This is a genomic window from Pseudomonas sputi (genome assembly GCF_021603585.1).
Taxonomy (GTDB): Bacteria; Pseudomonadota; Gammaproteobacteria; order Pseudomonadales; family Pseudomonadaceae; genus Aquipseudomonas; species Aquipseudomonas sputi.
Map to the genome: position 1 here is coordinate 42,026 of NZ_BQHI01000024.1, position 19,436 is coordinate 61,461.

A 19,436-nucleotide genomic window follows, 5' to 3' on the forward strand; every position below is an offset into this window, starting at 1 on the left:
CTGGACTCTCGATGTGGATGAATTTCGTGGTATACCATAATACAAAATCAACCAAGAGGTCACTATGAAGGCGTACTGGATTGCTCACGTGGACATCACCGATCCCGATCACTACAGCCAATACACCCAGCGCGCGCCGAAAGCGTTCGTCGAGTTCGGCGCGAGGTTTTTGGCCAGAGGCGGGCGCAGCGAAGCGATGGAAGGCAGGGCGACGCCGCAGCGCAGCGTGGTGATTGAATTCGACAGTTATGAGCAGGCGGTGGCGTGCTACCGCTCGGCGGCGTATCAGGAGGCGAAAAGTTTTCGCGAGGAGTGGGCGAGGGCGGAGATCGTCATCGTTGAAGGGATGGCTCCGTAACGGCTTGCCTGTAAACCCGCGGGAACTACAGAATCGAACGTGGCCGCGATCTTTTGATATTTTTCTGGAGCAGGAAATCGTCCGCCGGACGGACTTTTCTGCCTGCGGTTTTACACGATGTGCTTTAGGGAGTTTGATGCGCACGATGAAAAAAGGAATGTTTGCAGGTTGGCGAGTAAGCCTCTGGATAGTGGCGGCTTTATTTGTAAATGCGATCTTTCTGGCTTTTCTGATTTTTTGGAACAGTACGAAGGGACGCGATCTGGAGAGGGTTAAAACCACAGAACCCCTGCTGATCGAAGGGCAAGGTGGCGATGACAATTACTATGTCCTGCCGATGGGAACGACGCTATATCACGATAAAAGCTTTCCTGAAGGGCACGATCGATATGTTGTGTATCTGAATCACAAAGGTGCCATTGCCCACGAAGAAGTCCCAATGAAGCCTGAATATGGCGGTTCTTTTATTGATCCTCTTTGGCTCGCCAATATTGATGCCGATACCTTGAAGGACATTTTCAAGCGTTTCCCGCTCTCCAAGAAAGACATCTGCGCTGCTCTCAAAGCCAATGAAATCACCAAAGATGATTTGGCGGATATCATTCGTGCGATGCCGGATTGAGCACCTATTTACCGAGGAATTGGGCCGGGCTCTGTATTTCCTGCAAGTGACGGCTGATCAACGCATGAAATGAATCTTGCCGCTGTCGTCATTGCCCATGTACATGCCATAGACCCCGGCCTGGCGTTCCTCGATGTAGCGTTCGAGGATCTGCCGGATCGCCGGGTAGTAGATCTGCTCCCACGGGATATCTTCGGGGGCGAAGAATTTGCAGGCGAGGGTTTCCGGGCCGTACTGGCCGGTGATTTCCAGCGCGAGGGCGCGGAAGATGATGTAGACCTCGCTGATCTTTGGCACGCTGAAGATCGAGTACGGCGAGACGATTTCCGCGCGTACGCCGCTTTCTTCCCAGACTTCGCGCAGGGCAGCCTGTTCGGTGGTCTCGCCGCTTTCCATGAAACCCGCTGGCAGGGTCCAGGTGCCGGGGCGAGGAGGGATCGCCCGTTGGCACAGGAGGTACTTGCCGTCCTGCTCGATGATGCAGCCGGCGATGATTTTCGGGTTTACGTAGTGGATGTAGCCGCAGCCGCGGCACATCAGGCGCTCGTGCGTATCGCCCGGCGGCACCTGCTGACCGAGGTCAGTGCCACCGCATTTCGGGCAAAAGCTCGGGCTGAACATGTCAGTGACCTATGCGCGGTTCTTTCAGCGCGATGGGCAGGGTGATCGGTGGAGTGGCGCCGGTCTCTTCCTGCTTGCGCTTGAGGTAGTCGAGGGCCACGGCAGCCGCAGCGCGAACGTGATCGACGCACGCCTGATGCGCCGCGAGCGGATCACCGCTCTTGATCGCCTCGACCATTTTTTCCATTTCCTGGTTGCTCGCGCCGCGACGGTTTTCCTGGGACACCGAGGTCGCGCGCAGGTAGCTGATGCGTGCCTGCAACTGACGCAGCTGCGTGGCGGCGACATGGTTGCCCGAACCTTCCAGCAATACGTCGTAGAAACCCTGCACCGAGTCGATCACCTGTTGCAACTCGCCGTCCTTGAGCGCCTTGCGGTTCTCGTCGAGGGCTTTTTCCAGGGCCTTGATGTCCTTGGCCTTGGCGCGCAGGGTGAACAGCTGGACGATCAGGCCTTCGAGCACACAGCGCAGTTCATAGATGTCGACGGCATCGGCGAGGGTGATGATCGCTACACGCGGACCCTTGGCGTCGGCGAACTCCACCAGGCCTTCGGATTCCAGGTGACGCAAGGCTTCACGCACCGACGTACGGCTCACACCCAGGCGATCGCACAGATCGCGCTCCACCAGGCGATCGCCGGGCAGCAACTGGAAGTTCATGATGGCGCTTCGCAGTTTATCCAGCACGATTTCGCGCAGGGTGACCGGGTTGCGATTGACCTTGAAGCTGTCGTCGAGTGGCAGGCGTTTCATGGGGTCCGCTCTTTAAGGTGGCTGTCCATGCCAGACGGGCATCAAAACAGCCGAGGGGTTAACTGGAGGCCTCGGCGTCGGCTTCGGCGAAGGCTTCACGGGCGAGCCGGAAACTGTCCACGGCTGCCGGGACGCCGCAATAAATACCGACCTGAAGCAGAATTTCGCGTATTTGCTCACGACTCAGGCCGTTACGCAAGGCGCCGCGCACATGCAGTTTCAGTTCGTGCGGGCGGTTGAGCGCCGAGATCATCGCCAGGTTGATCATGCTGCGCTCCTTGAGCGACAGGCCTTCACGTCCCCAGACGTGGCCCCAGCAGTATTCGGTGACCATTTCCTGCAACGGGCGGGTGAAGTCGTCGGCGTTCTCGATCGAGCGCTGCACATAGGCTTCGCCCAGTACCTGGGTGCGGATCTTCAGGCCTTGCTCGTATTTTTCGTTGCTCATGTGTCCTCCGCTCAACCCAGTGTCGGCAACGCGCCAAGCTTGCCCTTGTGATAGATCATCGGCGTGACCGGTTGCGCCGGCAGGATCAGGTTCTTCACCGCGCCGACGATGATCGCGTGGTCGCCGCCGTCGTACTCGCGCCACAGTTCGCACTCGATGATCGCCGTGGCCTTGGCGAGGATCGGGTTACCGAGCTCGCTCAAGTGCCACTCGATGCCGTTGGCCTTGTCCTTGCCTTTGCCGGCGAACGCGTAGGCCTCGGCGGTCTGGTCGGCGGACAGCAAATGGATCGCGAAACGCTTGCTGTCGCGCAGCACCGGGTAGGTGTCGGAGGCGTAGTTGGGGCAGAACAGCACCAGCGCCGGGTCAATCGACAGCGCACTGAAGGCGCTGGCGGTGATGCCGACGATGCCGCCATCCGGGTCGAGGGTGGTGACCACCGTGACCCCGGACGGAAACGAACTCATGACGTCTTTGTAAATGCCGGGTTCGATCATCTCGCAGGCCTCCTAACGCATCACAAACGGATCAGGCATCGGCGCCTGGGAGAGGTTGATCCACACCGTTTTCAGTTCGGTGTAGGCCAGCACCGAATCGATGCCGCTTTCGCGTCCATAGCCACTGTTCTTGAAGCCGCCGATCGGTGCCATCGCCGACACCGCGCGGTAGGTGTTGACCCAGATGATGCCCGAGCGCACGTCCCGGGCCAGACGATGGGCGCGGCCCAAGTCGCGGGTCCAGATGCCGGCGGCGAGGCCGAACTGCGAGTCGTTGGCAATCGCCAGCGCTTCGGCTTCGTCCTTGAAGCGGATCACCGAGGCCACCGGGCCGAAGACTTCTTCCTGCATGATCTTCATCGAATTGCGGTCGCATTCGAACAGCGTCGGTTCGTAGAACCAGCCGTCACCCACGCCATTCGGGCGCTTGCCGCCCAGACGCAGACGCGCCCCTTCAGCGATGGCATCGGCCACCAGACCTTCAACCACTGCCAATTGCTGCGCGGTGGCCATCGGGCCCATTTCGCTGCTGTCGTCCTGGGGGTTGCCGATGCGGATGCGTCGGGCGCGTTCCACCAGTCGGCTGACGAATTCGTCGTAGATTTCGTCCTGCACCAGCAGTCGCGAACCGGATACGCAACTCTGCCCGGACGCCGCATAGATCCCGGCAATCGCGCCGTTGATCGCGCTGTCGAGATCAGCGTCGGCAAAGATGATGTTCGGTGACTTGCCGCCCAGTTCCAGCGACAGCTTGGCGAAGTTCTCGGCGCTGCTGCGCACCACATGCCGGGCCGTCGCCGCGCCGCCGGTGAAGGCGATCTTGCGGATCAGCGGATGGCGGGTGAGGGCGGCGCCAGTGCTTGGGCCATAACCGGTGACGACGTTGACCACGCCCGACGGAATCCCGGCTTCGAGGGCCAGGCGCGCCAGTTCGAGGATGGTCGCCGAGGCGTGTTCGGAGGGTTTGATCACGATGGTGTTGCCCGCCGCCAATGCCGGCGCCAGTTTGATCGCGGTCAGGTAAAGCGGGCTGTTCCAGGGAATGATCGCGGCGACCACGCCCATGGCTTCATGCACGGTGTAGGCAAACAGATCCGGTTTATCCAGCGGCAGGGTGCCGCCTTCGAGCTTGTCGGCAAGGCCGGCGGTGTAGTGGAAAAACTCCGGCAGATAACCGACCTGACCGCGGGTTTCACGGATCAGTTTGCCGTTGTCGCGGCTTTCCAGTTGCGCCAGTTGTTCCTTGTTTTCGGCGATCAGGTCACCGAGGCGGCGCAGCAATTTGCCGCGTGCGGTGGCGGTCAATCCACGCCAGGCCGGGCTGTCGAAAGCAGTCTGCGCGGCCTGTACGGCGCGTTCGACGTCGGCCTCGTCAGCGTCGGGCAGCTCGGCCCATGGCTCGGCCAGTGCCGGGTTGAGGCTTTCGAAAGTCTTGCCGGAGAGGGCGTCGACCCATTCTCCGCCGATGCACATCTGGAAGCGTGCGAGCGTCATGCAACGATCCCCTTTATATGGTTTTGTCGGGCGTGTGCGGTGTCGAGAAACTCCAGCAGCGTCTGGTTCACCAGCCGTGGCGACTCTACCGGCATCATATGCCGTTGCTCGGGCAGCACGGCAACCTTCGCGCCGGGAATGCGCGCGGCCAGTTGCTCGGCCATTTCCGGGGTCGATCCGGGGTCCAGCTCGCCGGTGGCGATCAGCGTCGGCGCCTGGATGCTGCCCAGGTCGTCGGCGCGGTACATGTCCTGGGTGGCGAACAGTTCGTAGGTGGTCAGGTATCCCTGCGGATCATTGCCGGCCAGGGTCTGGCGGATCGCGGCGATCTGCGCCGGGTTGGCCGCCTGATATTCACGGCTGAACCAGCGCGAAAGCGCCGCTTCGGCATTCGCGTCCGGCCCGTGTTCGGCGGCCTGCGCGGTGCGCGCGATGACCCCGGCGCGTTGCTCTGCGCTGCGGTTGAACACGCTGTTGAGCACCACCAGGCTTTTCAGGCGTTCCGGGTAATGCAGGGCAAACGCCCGCGCCACCAGACCGCCCATGGAAAAGCCGATCACCGATGCCTGGGGCAATTGCAGGTGGTCGAGCAGCTCCAGCAACTGATCGGCATAGCCGAGCAGGGCGGTGCCGCTGGCCGGTCGCGGGCTGGCGCCATGGCCGAGCATGTCGTAGGCGATCACCCGGTATTGCGTGGCCAGGCCAACGATCTGGCCACCCCACATTTCTTTGTTCAGGCCCACGCCGTGGATCAACACCACGGGTTGGCCAACGCCTGTCGCCAGATAACTGGTGCCGGCCGGGGTGAGTTCAGCGGTGAGCCGAATCATGGAGCGCTCCTGCAATGCCTTTTTTTATTGTGATTACTGGGCTTTTTCGGCGGCCAGTTCTTCCAGATCGATGTAGCGGTTGCCAATGCGCGGGTGCAGGCGACCACCGTCGGCGCAACCGAGCACCACGACGATTTCGTCGGCACGCGGGGCGTCTTCGATCTGCATTTCCAGGGTGATGTAGTGCGAGCGCAAGCCTTCGTCGTCCTTGTGCATCATCGGGATCTGAATAGAAGTGCCTGGACCACCGCGCTTGTTGGTGAAGCTCAGGTAACTCTTGGCCTTGACCGCTTCGCGGTAGTGATTGCCGAAGCGCAGGGTGTGGATCACCGCCGACGCGTGCTCGATTTCGCCATCGGCGCCGACCACCGCGGCTTTGCCGTAAGCCTCGATCTTCTCGGCGCCGCCGATGATGCCCACCAGACGCTCGACCATCATTGCCCCGAGGTCCGAGCAATTGGCGCGGATCTGCGGCTTGAGGTCTTCGACAAAGCCGTTGCCGACCCACGGGTTTTTCATCACGACGGCCAGGCCGACCATGGTCACCGGGGTGTCGGACGCCTTGCCGCCTTCAATGAAGGTCTCTTCGACATAGCTGACGATCTTGCGAATTTCGAAACTCATGAGCTGCTCCGTAGGGGATAAAGAGTGTCTGTGCGTCTGATGGTATACCATAATACCGATCGTGCAAGTCCCCCTCGCATGTTTCCCTGCCATCAGTCGGACGAATGCCTGCGCATTCAGCCGCCGCTGTAGTCCCTTTCGGTTAACAAAAGATAACGTTGCGCCGATTGTCAGACGTTTCGAATGCCCGATAGGATGAGCCAGCTTCCGAAGGGGCTCTGGACGGCGGGTTTCAGGACTATGCTTGTGACCAGGCAGTCACCGTGAGCACCCTTGCGGCGCCCTTAAGGTCCATGACCAACAATAATAAACAGGGGAAGGTCTATGAGTCGTTGCCGCCCGCCGGCGTTACGCAACACCGCGTTGCTGGCCACAGCACTCTCTCTGCTGGGCTTTGCCACATTGTCGGCGCCGGTTCTCGCCGCCGAAGCGCCTGCCGACGTGGTCTATGCCATCGAATCGGCCAAGGCCTCGAAAAGCCTGATGCTCGATGTCGTTCACGCCGGAACCCGGCTGGTGGCGGTCGGGGATCGCGGGCACATTCTCTATTCCGAGGACCAGGGCAAGACCTGGACTCAGGCCAAGGTGCCGAGCCGCCAGTTGCTGACCGCCGTGTATTTCGTCGATGACAAGCACGGCTGGGCCGTCGGCCACGATGCACAGATACTCGCCAGCGAAGACGGCGGCCTGACCTGGACCAAGCAGTTCGAAGACCTCAAGCGCGAATCACCGCTGCTCGACGTCTGGTTCAAGGACGTCAACAGCGGTCTGGCCGTGGGTGCCTACGGCGCGCTGCTGGAAACCACCGACGGCGGCAAGCACTGGGAAGACGTCAGTGATCGCCTCGACAACGAAGACCAGTTCCACCTCAACGCCATTGGCGCGGTAAAAGACGCCGGCCTGTTCATCGTCGGTGAGTCGGGCAGCATGTTCCGCTCCGCCGACTGGGGCCAGACCTGGGAAAAGCTCGAAGGCCCGTACGAAGGGTCGCTGTTTGGCGTGATCGGCACGGCGCAGCCGCAGACCCTGCTGGCCTACGGTCTGCGCGGCAACCTTTACCGCTCCACCGATTTCGGCAGCACCTGGGAGCAGGTCGAACTGAAAGCCGCGCGCGGTTCGCTGGAGTTCGGCCTGTCCGGTGCCACACTGCTCGCGGACGGCTCCATCGTCATCGTCGGTAACGGCGGCTCGGTGGTCAGCAGTAGCGACAACGGCGAAACCTTCAGCGTGTTCAACCGTCCGGATCGCATCTCGCTGTCGTCGGTCACCGCCGCCGGCAACGGCAATCTGATCCTGAGCGGGCAGGGTGGCGTTCGGGTCACTGCGCCGAACGGCGCCGAGCTGAGCAAATGAGCCGAATCAATAATAAGAAGGCGGGGCTATGACTTCCTTGAGCACTCATCATCAGGACAAGGCGACGTTTCTCGAGCGTCTGATCTTCAACAACCGCCCGGCAGTGATCGTGATCTGCCTGCTGGTCAGCATTTTCCTGTTCTGGCAGGCCACGCTGATCCGTCCGTCCACCAGTTTCGAAAAGATGATCCCGCTCAAGCATCCGTTCATTGAAAAGATGATGGAGCACCGCAACGATCTGGCGAACCTGGGCAACACCGTGCGTATTTCGGTGGAGGCGAAGGACGGCGATATCTTCTCCAAGGAGTACATGGAGACCCTGCGTCAGATCAACGACGAGGTGTTCTACATCTCCGGCGTCGACCGTTCCGGCCTCAAGTCGCTGTGGAGCCCGAGCGTGCGCTGGACCGAAGTGACCGAGGAGGGTTTTGCCGGCGGCGAAGTGATCCCGCAGAGCTACAACGGCTCCCAGGACAGCCTCGATCTGCTGCGCAACAACGTGCTCAAGTCCGGTCAGGTCGGGCGTCTGGTGGCCAACGACTTCAAGTCGAGCATCGTCGACATCCCGCTGCTGGAGTCCTACCCGGACCCGCAGGATCAGGGCAAGCTGCTGGCGCTGGACTACCGCAAGTTTTCCCATGAGCTTGAAGACAAGATCCGCAACAAGTTCGAAGCGCAGAACCCCAACGTCAAGATCCACATCGTCGGCTTCGCCAAGAAGGTCGGCGACCTGATCGATGGCCTGGTGATGGTGGTGATGTTCTTCGGCATCGCCTTCGTCATCACCCTGATCCTGCTGCTGTGGTTCACCAACTGCCTGCGCAGCACCGTGGCGGTGTTGAGCACCACGCTGGTGGCGGTGATCTGGCAGCTCGGGCTGATGCACTTCTTCGGATTCGGCCTCGACCCTTATTCGATGCTGGTGCCGTTCCTGATCTTCGCCATCGGGATTTCCCACGGCGTGCAGAAAATCAACGGTATCGCCCTCCAATCCGGTGAGGCGGACAACGCGTTGACGGCGGCACGGCGGACATTCCGTCAGTTGTTCCTGCCGGGGATGATCGCGATTCTGGCGGACGCCGTCGGCTTCATCACGCTGTTGATCATCGACATCGGCGTGATCCGCGAGCTGGCCATCGGCGCTTCCATCGGCGTGGCGGTGATCGTGTTCACCAACCTGATCCTGCTGCCGGTGGCGATTTCCTATGTCGGCATCAGCAAGCGCGCCATCGCCAAAAGCAAGAAGGACGCGCACCGCGAACATCCGTTCTGGCGCCTGCTGTCGAACTTCGCCAACCCGAAAGTGGCCCCGATTTCCGTCGCCCTGGCGCTGCTCGCCTTCGGTGGCGGCCTCTGGTACAGCCAGAACCTGAAGATCGGCGACCTCGACCAGGGCGCGCCGGAATTGCGTCCGGATTCGCGCTACAACAAGGACAACAACTTCATCATCAGCAACTACTCGACCAGCTCCGACGTGCTGGTGGTGATGGTCAAGACCAAGTCCGAAGGCTGCTCGCGCTATGAAGCCATGGCGCCGATCGACGAGTTGATGTGGAAGATGCAGAACACCGAGGGCGTGCAGTCGGCGATCTCGCTGGTAACCGTGTCCAAGCAGATGATCAAGGGCATGAACGAGGGCAACCTGAAATGGGAAACCCTGTCGCGCAACCCGGACGTGCTGAACAACTCCATCGCCCGGGCCGACGGCCTGTACAACAACAGCTGCTCGCTGGCGCCGGTGCTGGTGTTCCTCAACGACCACAAGGCCGAAACCCTGGATCGCGCGGTGCATGCGGTGCAGGACTTCGCCAAGGCAAACAACAAGGAAGGCCTGGAATTCATCCTTGCCGCCGGTAACGCCGGGATCGAGGCGGCCACCAACGAGGTGATCAAGAAGTCCGAGCTGACCATCCTGATCCTGGTGTACATCTGCGTCGCGGTCATGTGCATGATCACCTTCCGCTCGTGGGCGGCGACCCTGTGCATCGTGCTGCCGCTGGTGCTGACCTCGGTGCTGGGCAACGCGCTGATGGCGTTCATGGGCATCGGCGTGAAGGTTGCGACGCTGCCGGTGGTGGCGCTAGGCGTGGGCATCGGCGTGGACTACGGCATCTACATCTACAGCCGTCTGGAAAGTTTCCTGCGTGCCGGCCTGCCGTTGCAGGAAGCCTATTACCAGACCCTGAAATCCACCGGTAAGGCGGTGCTGTTCACCGGTCTGTGCCTGGCCATTGGTGTGTGCACCTGGATTTTCTCGGCGATCAAGTTCCAGGCCGACATGGGCCTGATGCTGACCTTCATGCTGCTGTGGAACATGTTCGGTGCGCTGTGGCTGCTGCCGGCACTGGCCAAGTTCCTGATCAAGCCGGAGAAACTGGCGGGGCAGAAGGGCAATTCTCTGTTTGCTCACTGATCCATTTGGCTGAAATGAAAAAGCCGCAACCTTAGGGTTGCGGCTTTTTCATGCCTGCGGTGAGGGCAAGCGGTCTGAAGGCTTAAGAAAGTTCGGTGCCTAGCACGACGCTAAGCGCACTGCGCGCATCATCCAGCTGCACCAACGTCGCATGCCGCGCCCCCAACGCATCCCGATTCTCGATGGCCGTCAAAATCGCCTTGTGCCGAGGCAACGCCAGCTCATGCAGGTTCGGCCGCTGGTTGGAGTGCTTCAGCGCCTCGGCAATCGCCACCGCAAGCATGTTGCACAGGTTGGCCAGCAAATCGTTGTGGGTCGCGTCGGCAATCCGGCTGTGAAAGTCCAGATCCGGTTGCAGCAAGGCTTCCGGGGTCGGTGCGGCTTCCATGCGCTGGTAAGCCTCGGCAATCGACGCGATGTCGGCGTCGGTCGCGTGCTGGGCGGCGAGGGCGGCGGCGGCCGGTTCGATGATGCTGCGCACGCTGGTCAGGACGTTGAAGAACTCGTTCTGCGGGCTGCTTTGCATCAGCCAGTGCAGTACGTCCGGGTCGAGCATGTGCCATTCGCGGCGCGGCTTGACCACGGTGCCGACGCGCGGTTTCGAATACACCAGCCCCTTGGCGACCAGCACCCGCGTGGCTTCGCGCAACACCGGCCGGCTGACCGCGTACTCCTCGCAGAGCAAGGCTTCGGCGGGCAGTTTGTCGCAGGGCAGAAAGCGTCCGGAAACAATCTGCATGCCCAGCTCCTGGACGATGCGCGAGTGCATGCTTTTACGGTCGGAAGGTTTGCGGTAATCCATGGGTAGTGGCGCGATCCTGAGCGATGGAGATGCCGCGCATCATAGCAGGCACGACACAATCTTGAGGCAGATACACACGCCAAATATGGGAGCGAGCAAGCCCGCTCCCGCAGGGACGGCGGTGTCAGTGGGAGTGGCGCGGGACTTCAGCCCCTCGGCAACCCACAAGGAAATCAAAGTCGCAACCCTGATCCGCCTGCAGCACATGGTCGATGTACAACTGACGGTACCCACCCACCAACAACTGCTGTGGCGGTTGCAGATCCGCCATCCGCGCTGCCAGTTCAGCGTCCGGAATATCCAGATGCAAACGCCCGCTGGCGCAGTCCAGTTCGATCCAGTCACCTTCCTTCACCGCCGCCAAAGGCCCGCCGGCCGCTGCTTCCGGGGCGACGTGCAAGACAACGGTGCCGTACGCGGTGCCACTCATCCGCGCATCGGAAATGCGCACCATGTCAGTCACGCCTTGCGCCAGCAGCTTGGCCGGCAGCCCCATGTTGCCGACTTCTGCCATGCCCGGATAACCCTTCGGCCCGCAGTTCTTCATCACCAGAATCGAGTTCGCATCGACGTCCAGTTCCGGGTCGTTGATCCGCGCCTTGTACATGTCGAAGTTCTCGAACACCACCGCGCGGCCCCGGTGCTGCATCAGTTCCGGCGTGGCGGCTGACGGCTTGAGCACTGCACCCAGGGGGGCCAGGTTGCCGCGCAATACACAGATGCCGCCGTCGGCGCGGATCGGATTGTCGAGGGTACGGATCACTTCGTCTTCACCGTAGATCGGTGCGTCCTTGGTGTTCTCGCCGATGGATTTACCGTTGACGGTCAGCGCATTCGGATTCGGAATCAGATTGGCCTCGCCGAGGCGACGCAACACGGCCGGCAAGCCGCCCGCGTAGTAGAACTCTTCCATCAGGAAACGGCCGGACGGTTGCAGGTCGACGATGGTCGGCATGCCGCGACCGATACGGGTCCAGTCGTCCAGATCCAGCTCGACGCCGATGCGCCCGGCGATGGCTTTGAGGTGGATCACCGCGTTGGTCGACCCACCAATCGCTGCGTTGACCCGGATCGCGTTTTCGAAGGCTTCCTTGGTCAGGATCTTCGACAGTTTCAGATCCTCACGCACCATCTCGACCGCCCGCATGCCGGACATGTGCGCCAAGACATAACGCCGTGCATCCACCGCCGGAATCGCCGCGTTGTGCGGCAGGGACGTGCCCAGTGCTTCGGCCATGCAGGCCATGGTCGACGCGGTGCCCATGGTGTTGCAGGTACCGGCCGAGCGAGACATGCCGCCCTCGGCCGCGAGGAAATCGTCAATCGTGATGGTGCCGGCCTTGACCTGTTCGCTGAGTTGCCAGACCACGGTGCCGGAACCGATGTCCTTGCCCTTGTGCTTGCCGTTGAGCATCGGCCCGCCGGTGACGACGATCGCTGGCACGTCGCAACTGGCCGCGCCCATCAGCAGGGCCGGGGTGGTCTTGTCGCAACCGGTCAGCAGTACCACGCCGTCGATCGGGTTGCCGCGAATCGCTTCCTCGACGTCCATGCTCGCCAGGTTGCGGGTGAGCATGGCGGTCGGGCGCAGGTTCGATTCACCGTTGGAGAACACCGGGAACTCCACCGGGAAGCCACCGGCCTCGATCACCCCGCGTTTGACGTGCTCGGCAATTTGCCGGAAGTGCGCGTTGCACGGGGTCAGTTCCGACCAGGTGTTGCAGATGCCGATGATCGGCTTGCCGTGGAACTGATGGTCGGCGATGCCCTGATTCTTCATCCAGCTGCGGTACATGAAGCCGTTCTTGTCGGCCGTGCCAAACCATTGGGCGGAGCGCAGTGTGGGTTTCTTATCAGACATGATCGATTCTCTTATTGTAAGACTATTGTTTGCGAGCTTCGGTTAAACATAAGCGTAAAATCGACGGTTTGGAAGTGTTGTTGCATAATTAGTATTACTATATAGTCGATTTCGACGGAGGGAAGGCCCTGGCGGTTTTCCGCGAGAGGCGTCCCCCAAGGTTCCATAAAAACAACAATCGGAGACCGATCTCATGAGCCAGGAACTGCGGCTTGTCCGGCGCATCACGCTGAAACTGATTCCCTTCCTGATCCTGCTGTACTTGATCGCCTACGTGGATCGCTCCGCTGTCGGCTTCGCCAAACTGCACATGGGCGCCGACATCGGCATCGGCGATGCCGCCTACGGCCTCGGCGCCGGGCTGTTTTTCATCGGCTACTTTCTGTTTGAAATCCCCAGCAACCTGATGCTCGAACGCTTCGGCGCACGGCGCTGGTTCGCGCGGATCATGATCACCTGGGGCGCGATCACCATCGGCATGGCCTTCGTCCAAGGCCCGCACAGTTTCTACGTGATGCGCTTTCTACTCGGCGCGGCGGAGGCGGGGTTCTTTCCCGGCGTTCTGTACTACATCACCCAATGGTTCCCGGTGCGCCATCGCGGCAAGATCCTCGGGCTGTTCATCCTCTCCCAACCCATTGCGATGATGATCACCGGCCCCGTGTCCGGCGGTCTGCTGGGCATGGACGGGATCCTCGGTCTGCACGGCTGGCAGTGGCTGTTCATCGTCATCGGCACCCCGGCGATCCTGCTGACCTGGCCGGTATTGCGCTGGCTGCCGGACGGCCCGCAGCAAGTGAAATGGATGGACCAGGCCGAAAAGGACTGGCTGACCGGTGAATTGAAAAAAGATCTGCAGGAATACGGCCAGACCCGTCACGGCAATCCGCTGCATGCCCTCAAGGACAAACGGGTGTTGCTGCTGGCGCTGTTCTACCTGCCGGTGACCCTGAGCATCTATGGCCTGGGCCTGTGGCTGCCGACCCTGATCAAACAGTTCGGCGGCAGTGATCTGGTGACCGGTTTTGTGTCATCGGTGCCCTACATCTTCGGGATCATCGGCCTGCTGATTATTCCGCGCAGCTCCGACCGTTTGAATGATCGTTACGGCCATCTGGCGGTGCTGTATGTGCTGGGTGCCATCGGCCTGTTCCTCAGCGCCTGGCTGTCGTTGCCGGTGGCGCAACTGGCGGCGCTGTGTCTGGTGGCGTTCGCGCTGTTTTCCTGCACGGCGGTGTTCTGGACGCTGCCGGGGCGGTTCTTTGCCGGCGCCAGTGCGGCGGCCGGGATCGCCTTGATCAACTCGGTGGGCAACCTCGGTGGCTACATCGGTCCGTTCGTGATCGGCGCGCTGAAGGAGTACACCGGCAACCTCGCTTCGGGCCTGTACTTCCTGTCCGGGGTGATGGTGTTCGGGCTGATTCTGACGGGCGTCGTCTATCGCGTGCTGGAGCGCAAGCATGTGCTCCCGGTTGACCAATTTGCAGCGAGCGCACGCGGTGCGACGCGCACCTGATTTGTTTTAACAGGAGAACAACATGCATCTGGTTCAATTCGAATTGAGTAGCGGCGAGCGCCGTGTCGGGGTGGTCGAGGACGGTCTGGTGCGTGAAGTGCAGGATGCGCGCACGGTTCGCGATCTCGCCCTGGCCGCAATCGAGGCGGGCAGCACCCTCGCGCAGCAAGTGCAAACCCTGGGGCTGGGCATCAGCCACGATTACGCGCAGTTACTAAAAGACCTGCGCATCCTGCCGCCACTGGATCACCCGGACCCGGCGCACGTATTGGTCAGCGGCACCGGCCTCACGCACCTGGGCAGCGCGTCGGCCCGGGACAAGATGCACCAGCAGGCCGGCGATGAAGCGGCGATGACCGACACCATGCGCATCTTCAAGTGGGGCGTGGAGGGCGGCAAACCGGCGGCGGGGCAGGCCGGCGTGCAGCCGGAGTGGTTCTACAAGGGTGACGGCAGCATTGTCGTGCGTCCTGGCCAGCCGTTCCCGTTGCCGCCGTTTGCCGAAGACGCCGGGGAGGAGCCGGAGATGGCCGGCCTCTACATCATCGGCCACGACGGCAAGCCGTATCGCCTCGGTTTTGCGGTGGGCAACGAGTTTTCCGATCACGTCATGGAGCGCAAGAATTACCTGTACCTGGCCCATTCGAAACTGCGCAACTGCAGCTACGGCCCGGAACTTCGCACGGGTGATTTGCCTCAACACCTGGCGGGCACCAGTCGCATCCTGCGCGACGGCGAAGTGCTGTGGCAGAACGAGTTCCTCAGCGGCGAAGCCAACATGTGCCACAGCCTGGCGAACCTCGAATACCACCACTTCAAGTACCGCCAGTTCCTGCGTCCTGGCGATGTGCACATTCACTTTTTCGGCACCGCGACCCTGTCGTTCGCCGATGGCATCCGCACTCAACCGGGCGACGTGTTCGAAATCAGCCAGGCCGAATTCGGCGCACCGCTGGTCAACGGCATCGCACCGGTTGCAGCAGCATTCGAACCGGACAGCATCGGCACCCTTTAAGGAGATCCCATGACTCAGATTCTCGGTCACAACTACATCGGCGGTCGTCGCAGCGCGGCGGGCAACGTCAAGCTGCAAAGCGTCGACGCCACCACGGGCGAAGTACTGCCCCACGATTTCATTCAGGCCACGGAAGCGGAAGTGGATGCTGCCGCCAAAGCCGCCGCGGCCGCGTATCCGGCGTATCGCAGCCTCAGCGCCGAGCGCCGCGCGCAGTTTCTCGATGCGATTGCCGATGAACTGGATGCGTTGGGCGATGATTTCGTCGCGGTGGTCTGCCGCGAAACCGCACTGCCGGCCGGGCGCATTCAAGGTGAAAGGGGGCGCACCAGCGGCCAGATGCGCTTGTTCGCCAAAGTCCTGCGGCGCGGTGATTTCTACGGTGCGCGCATCGACCTGCCGTTGCCGGATCGTCAGCCGCTGCCCCGTCCGGATCTGCGCCAGTACCGCATCGGCCTGGGGCCGGTGGCGGTGTTCGGCGCGAGCAATTTTCCACTGGCATTCTCCACCGCCGGCGGCGATACCGCGTCGGCGCTGGCCGCCGGTTGCCCGGTGGTGTTCAAGGCGCACAGCGGCCACATGGCTACCGCCGAACTTGTCGCCGATGCGCTGATTCGTGCAGCGGAAAAAACGGCCATGCCCGCCGGCGTGTTCAACATGATCTACGGTGGTGGTGTCGGCGAGTGGCTGGTCAAGCATCCTGCGATTCTGGCGGTGGGTTTCACCGGCTCGCTGCGCGGCGGACGGGCGCTGTGTGACATGGCCGCCGCCCGGCCTCAGCCAATTCCGGTGTTTGCCGAGATGTCGAGCATCAACCCGGTGATCGTGTTGCCCCAGGCCCTGGCCGTGCGCTCGGAAACCGTCGCCCGCGATCTGACCGCGTCGGTGGTGCAGGGCTGCGGTCAGTTCTGTACCAACCCGGGCCTGGTGATCGGCATTCGCTCGCCGCAATTCACCGCGTTCGTTGAGCAAGTCGCAGCGCTGATCGGCGATCAACCGGCGCAAACCATGCTCAATACCGGAACCCTCGGTAGCTACGGCAAGGGTCTGGAAAAACTCCTGGCGCACGCCGGCATCGAGCATCTGGCGGGTAATCCGCAGCAGGGCAATCAGGCGCAGCCGCAGTTGTTCAAGGCCGATGTCAGTCTGCTGATCAATGGCGATGAAGTGCTGCAGGAAGAAGTGTTCGGCCCGACCACGGTGATCGTTGAAGTGGCGGACGAGGCGCAGTTGAGCGCGGCGTTGCAGGGCCTGCATGGGCAACTGACGGCGACGATCATCGGCGAGCAGGCGGATTTCGAACGCTTCCCGGAGCTGACGCCGTTGCTTGAGCAGAAGGTCGGGCGGATCCTGCTCAACGGTTATCCAACCGGTGTCGAAGTCTGTGATTCGATGGTTCACGGCGGGCCATATCCGGCGACGTCCGATGCCCGTGGCACTTCGGTCGGTACGCTGGCGATCGATCGATTCCTGCGCCCGGTGTGCTTCCAGAACTATCCCGACAGCCTGTTGCCGGAACCGCTGAAAAACGCCAACCCGCTGCGCATTCAGCGTTTGGTGGATGGCAAGCCATCGCGCGACGCCCTTTAACTCACACCCCATGATCGTTCCCACGCAGAGCGTGGGAACGATCAAGAGCGGGGCTTTGAGCTATCATTGGCCCTTTCCCCCTGAAAGACATGATTGCCATGACTGCCGTAACCGACACCCTTCTCAACGCCCTCGAACACTGCGGTATGGTCGAAATCGACGGCCTGCACGCTTTCGAATTCGCCCTCGACGAAGACGATAACCTGCACATCGAATGCATCGATGGCCGGGCCGCCAAGCATTGGGAGTTCACCCCGGCTCAGGTGGCGGCGGCGACGTTTGACGAAGACCTGCAGAGCTGGCTGATCGTCGGTTTTGCCAGCGACACCCAAACCGTCGGCGAACACCGTCTGGTCTGCCTCGGTGATGTACTGAGCAGCGCCGACGACGAGGATGAAACCGAATGAACATGCGTAAATTCTGGCCATTGCTGATGGCCGGCAGCGTCGGCGCGATGGGCCTTTCCAGTGCCTCGGCCGAGAGCTTCCAGTTTTTGGTGGGTTCCTACACCGCCGGCACCAGCGAAGGCCTCTACCGGATGAACTTCGACAGCGCCACCGGCCAGATCGACGCCAAACCGCTGCAAGTGATCAAAAGCGAAAACCCGTCGTGGCTGACCCTGTCGAAGGATCAGCACCGGGTGTTCGTGGTCAACGAAAACGGCCCGGGCCAGAAAGACCCGGTCGGCCGCGTCAGCAGTTATTCCATCGATCCGAAGACTCACGCCCTGACCCTGATCAATCAGGTGCAGAGCCTGGGCAACGAACCGACCCATTCGAGCCTCAGCGGCGACGCCAGCCATCTGTTCGTCAGCAATTACTCGGTGGTTGAAGATCCGGGCGGCACTCTCGCGGTATTGCCGGTAGACAGCGACGGCAAACTCAAACCGGTGGTGCAGATGAGCGCGCACCCGGCGAGCCGGGTCAATCCCGAGCGTCAGGCCTCGAACCACGTGCACTCGACGGTATCCTCGCCGGACGGTCGTTACGTGTTCTCCAATGACCTGGGTGCGGACAGGGTCTTCATCTATCAATTCGACCCGAAAGCCAATCCGGACCTGCCGCTGACTCCGGCGAAAACCGCGTCGGTGCCACTGCCAGCCGGCAGCGGCCCGCGTCATCTGCTGTTCAGTGCGGATGGCAAACATGCCTGGTTGACCATGGAAATGAGCGCCCAGGTTGCGGTGTTCGATTACCACGACGGCGTGCTGACCCAGACGCAACTGGTCGACCTGGCCGCCGGCCAGCCGACTTCGGACAAGGCCGCTGCTGCGTTGCACGCGTCCGCCGACGGCAAATTCCTCTACGTCAGCAACCGTGGTACCGCCAATCAGCTGCTGGTGTTCGCCATCGACCCGGCCAGCGGCCAGCTCAAAGAGCTGCAGCGACGTTCGGTGGAAGGCGATCACCCCCGTGAGTTCAGCCTCGATCCAAGCGGCAAATTCCTGCTGATCGCCAACCAGAAGAGCAACCAGATTGTCGTGGTCGAGCGCGACGGCAAGACCGGTCTGCTGGGCAAAACCGTGCAAAAACTGCCGATGGATGCGCCGAGTGACCTCAAGTTTCTCGTGCGTCAATAAGCCGCAGGCCCCGGTCTGCGGGGCCTGAAGCTTTGTATTAATCCTGCTGATAACAGGTAATGTTGCAAAGCATTTCAAGCGATCGACCCTCGAGCGTTAAGTTTGCTTCACGGCCCAACCGGGCAAGCAAGCCAACTGAACACGAGGGTTACCACCATGAACTTCAATCTTTTCTCGATCATCGCCGCTTCCGCCATCTCCGCCACCGTGGCTCTGCCAGCCAGCGCCAACGTTGAAATCAGCGACAAAAAATCCCACACCCAGAGCTACACCCAGAAATACCTGCAACAAAGCGCCAACTTCTATGCCGCGCTGGATCACAAAGCTCAACACTGAAATTTCCGTTACGCCCTGGAACTGCCCAAGGCTGCGATCCTTTGATCTTGTTTCCCAAAAAGCAAAATCAAAAGATCGCAGCCTTGGGCAGTTTTTTGCCTGCGCAGCGATCAGCGATAGCTATTTTCAAACAGCGAGATAGACCGGCTAAATAATCAACGAAGCTGATGGTTACTATGCCAAACCCTGAGTGGTTACCCCGGCTTTTTTGATCGATTCTGTGGACCTCGAAACATTGTCCACGGAGCACACATCATGGCCAGTTCAATCATCACTTCCGCCAAACGCGGCGCCTACCTGGCCATCGGTCTGTACCTGGTCATGGTGCTGTTTGTCAGTCTGGCGTCGCAGTCGCAACACAGCTTCGAAGCACCGATCGACGTCGCCCATCCCGGCATCCAGTTCGAACTCCGCTCGCAAAACGCGGCGGTGGACTCAACTGAACTCGCGGGAGTCGGCGGAGCATGAAAGGTTACAGACTCTGGGTCATTGCCGGACTGGCGTTCATGACCAACGGCGCTTCCCTGTTGGGATACGGCCAGGGTTCGGTCGGCGGACTCGCCCGGGCCATAGAGGCCAACCATAACATCGCGCACAACATCGAACGGGCCAATGTGCTGGGGTTGCTGGCCGGCAATCCACCGATGAAAACCCCCAGCGGTTTTCTCGGTCCGTTCGAGGTGGATTGCTCGGCCATCGGCATGTGTGAAGTGCTGGCGTAAC

Annotated in this window: 21 protein-coding genes; 12 read left to right on the forward strand and 9 right to left on the reverse strand. The window is 61.2% G+C overall.

From position 1 onward, the window contains the following. The first annotated feature begins 64 nt into the window (after positions 1 to 64). Together L6D81_RS23795 and L6D81_RS23800 are read left to right on the forward strand one after the other, a co-directional pair. Entirely contained in the window at positions 65 to 358 is a 294-nt protein-coding gene (locus L6D81_RS23795; protein ID WP_236182173.1) for a DUF1330 domain-containing protein, read from the forward strand. A gap of 136 nt (positions 359 to 494) precedes the next feature. Then, complete coding sequence (locus L6D81_RS23800; RefSeq protein WP_236182174.1) at positions 495 to 980, forward strand: hypothetical protein; 486 nt, start codon at positions 495 to 497, stop codon at positions 978 to 980. 57 nt (positions 981 to 1,037) lie between these two features. Here L6D81_RS23800 and L6D81_RS23805 read toward each other — a convergent pair whose 3' ends face one another. The 7 genes from L6D81_RS23805 to L6D81_RS23835 are packed head-to-tail and all read right to left on the reverse strand — an operon-like array spanning position 1,038 to position 6,248. Continuing rightward, positions 1,038 to 1,601: an NUDIX hydrolase gene (locus L6D81_RS23805; RefSeq protein WP_236182175.1), complete on the reverse strand. Its 564-nt coding sequence runs from the start codon at positions 1,599 to 1,601 to the stop codon at positions 1,038 to 1,040. 1 nt (position 1,602) lies between these two features. Next, positions 1,603 to 2,355 carry a GntR family transcriptional regulator gene (locus L6D81_RS23810; protein ID WP_011334614.1) on the reverse strand — a complete coding sequence of 251 codons (753 nt, stop codon included), beginning with the start codon at positions 2,353 to 2,355 and terminating at the stop codon, positions 1,603 to 1,605. 58 nt (positions 2,356 to 2,413) lie between these two features. After that, positions 2,414 to 2,803, reverse strand: coding sequence for a carboxymuconolactone decarboxylase family protein (locus L6D81_RS23815; protein ID WP_007957404.1), 390 nt, complete (start codon positions 2,801 to 2,803; stop codon positions 2,414 to 2,416). A gap of 11 nt (positions 2,804 to 2,814) precedes the next feature. Beyond that, on the reverse strand, positions 2,815 to 3,300 hold the full coding sequence (locus L6D81_RS23820; protein ID WP_127798405.1) for a flavin reductase family protein: 486 nt from the start codon (positions 3,298 to 3,300) through the stop codon (positions 2,815 to 2,817). A 12-nt stretch (positions 3,301 to 3,312) separates the two neighbouring features. Continuing rightward, positions 3,313 to 4,794, reverse strand: a complete 1,482-nt coding sequence (locus L6D81_RS23825; protein ID WP_236182176.1) for an aldehyde dehydrogenase — start codon at positions 4,792 to 4,794, stop codon at positions 3,313 to 3,315. After that, positions 4,791 to 5,624, reverse strand: coding sequence for an alpha/beta fold hydrolase (locus L6D81_RS23830; protein ID WP_236182177.1), 834 nt, complete (start codon positions 5,622 to 5,624; stop codon positions 4,791 to 4,793). Before L6D81_RS23830 ends, L6D81_RS23825 begins: the two co-directional genes overlap by 4 nt. A 33-nt stretch (positions 5,625 to 5,657) precedes the next feature. After that, positions 5,658 to 6,248, reverse strand: coding sequence for an amino acid synthesis family protein (locus L6D81_RS23835; protein WP_007957412.1), 591 nt, complete (start codon positions 6,246 to 6,248; stop codon positions 5,658 to 5,660). Positions 6,249 to 6,572: 324 nt separating this feature from the next. Between L6D81_RS23835 and L6D81_RS23840 the strand changes: the two genes are divergently transcribed. Next, positions 6,573 to 7,601, forward strand: coding sequence for a WD40/YVTN/BNR-like repeat-containing protein (locus tag L6D81_RS23840; protein WP_236182178.1), 1,029 nt, complete (start codon positions 6,573 to 6,575; stop codon positions 7,599 to 7,601). A gap of 28 nt (positions 7,602 to 7,629) precedes the next feature. Then, complete coding sequence (locus tag L6D81_RS23845) at positions 7,630 to 10,014, forward strand: efflux RND transporter permease subunit (RefSeq protein WP_236182179.1); 2,385 nt, start codon at positions 7,630 to 7,632, stop codon at positions 10,012 to 10,014. An 82-nt stretch (positions 10,015 to 10,096) separates the two neighbouring features. Here the strand turns inward: L6D81_RS23845 and L6D81_RS23850 are convergent, their stop codons facing one another. Together L6D81_RS23850 and L6D81_RS23855 are read right to left on the reverse strand one after the other, a co-directional pair. Next, on the reverse strand, positions 10,097 to 10,816 hold the full coding sequence (locus tag L6D81_RS23850) for a FadR/GntR family transcriptional regulator (RefSeq protein WP_039766869.1): 720 nt from the start codon (positions 10,814 to 10,816) through the stop codon (positions 10,097 to 10,099). A 124-nt stretch (positions 10,817 to 10,940) separates the two neighbouring features. Next, positions 10,941 to 12,677, reverse strand: a complete 1,737-nt coding sequence (locus L6D81_RS23855) for an IlvD/Edd family dehydratase (RefSeq protein ID WP_011334608.1) — start codon at positions 12,675 to 12,677, stop codon at positions 10,941 to 10,943. Positions 12,678 to 12,870: 193 nt separating this feature from the next. Here L6D81_RS23855 and L6D81_RS23860 point away from each other — a divergent pair, with 193 nt between their 5' ends. From L6D81_RS23860 to L6D81_RS23895, 8 genes are all read left to right on the forward strand, one after another. Beyond that, positions 12,871 to 14,193 (forward strand): MFS transporter, encoded by a 1,323-nt coding sequence (locus L6D81_RS23860; protein ID WP_236182180.1) that lies wholly within the window; start codon positions 12,871 to 12,873, stop codon positions 14,191 to 14,193. A 22-nt stretch (positions 14,194 to 14,215) separates the two neighbouring features. Next, positions 14,216 to 15,208, forward strand: coding sequence for an AraD1 family protein (gene araD1 / locus L6D81_RS23865; RefSeq protein ID WP_236182181.1), 993 nt, complete (start codon positions 14,216 to 14,218; stop codon positions 15,206 to 15,208). Between the two features lie 9 nt (positions 15,209 to 15,217). After that, a complete protein-coding gene (locus L6D81_RS23870) occupies positions 15,218 to 16,798 on the forward strand; it encodes an aldehyde dehydrogenase (NADP(+)) (RefSeq protein WP_236182182.1) in 1,581 nt (526 codons plus the stop codon). 98 nt (positions 16,799 to 16,896) lie between these two features. Beyond that, entirely contained in the window at positions 16,897 to 17,205 is a 309-nt protein-coding gene (locus L6D81_RS23875) for a DUF5629 family protein (RefSeq protein WP_236182183.1), read from the forward strand. Next, complete coding sequence (locus L6D81_RS23880; RefSeq protein ID WP_236182184.1) at positions 17,202 to 18,377, forward strand: lactonase family protein; 1,176 nt, start codon at positions 17,202 to 17,204, stop codon at positions 18,375 to 18,377. Before L6D81_RS23875 ends, L6D81_RS23880 begins: the two co-directional genes overlap by 4 nt. Positions 18,378 to 18,533: 156 nt before the next feature. Further along, positions 18,534 to 18,713: a hypothetical protein gene (locus L6D81_RS23885; RefSeq protein WP_011334602.1), complete on the forward strand. Its 180-nt coding sequence runs from the start codon at positions 18,534 to 18,536 to the stop codon at positions 18,711 to 18,713. A 255-nt stretch (positions 18,714 to 18,968) separates the two neighbouring features. Further along, positions 18,969 to 19,181, forward strand: coding sequence for a hypothetical protein (locus tag L6D81_RS23890; protein WP_236182185.1), 213 nt, complete (start codon positions 18,969 to 18,971; stop codon positions 19,179 to 19,181). Beyond that, a complete protein-coding gene (locus tag L6D81_RS23895) occupies positions 19,178 to 19,435 on the forward strand; it encodes a hypothetical protein (protein WP_236182186.1) in 258 nt (85 codons plus the stop codon). The genes L6D81_RS23890 and L6D81_RS23895 overlap by 4 nt, the downstream gene beginning before the upstream one ends. Position 19,436: the final 1 nt, after the last annotated feature.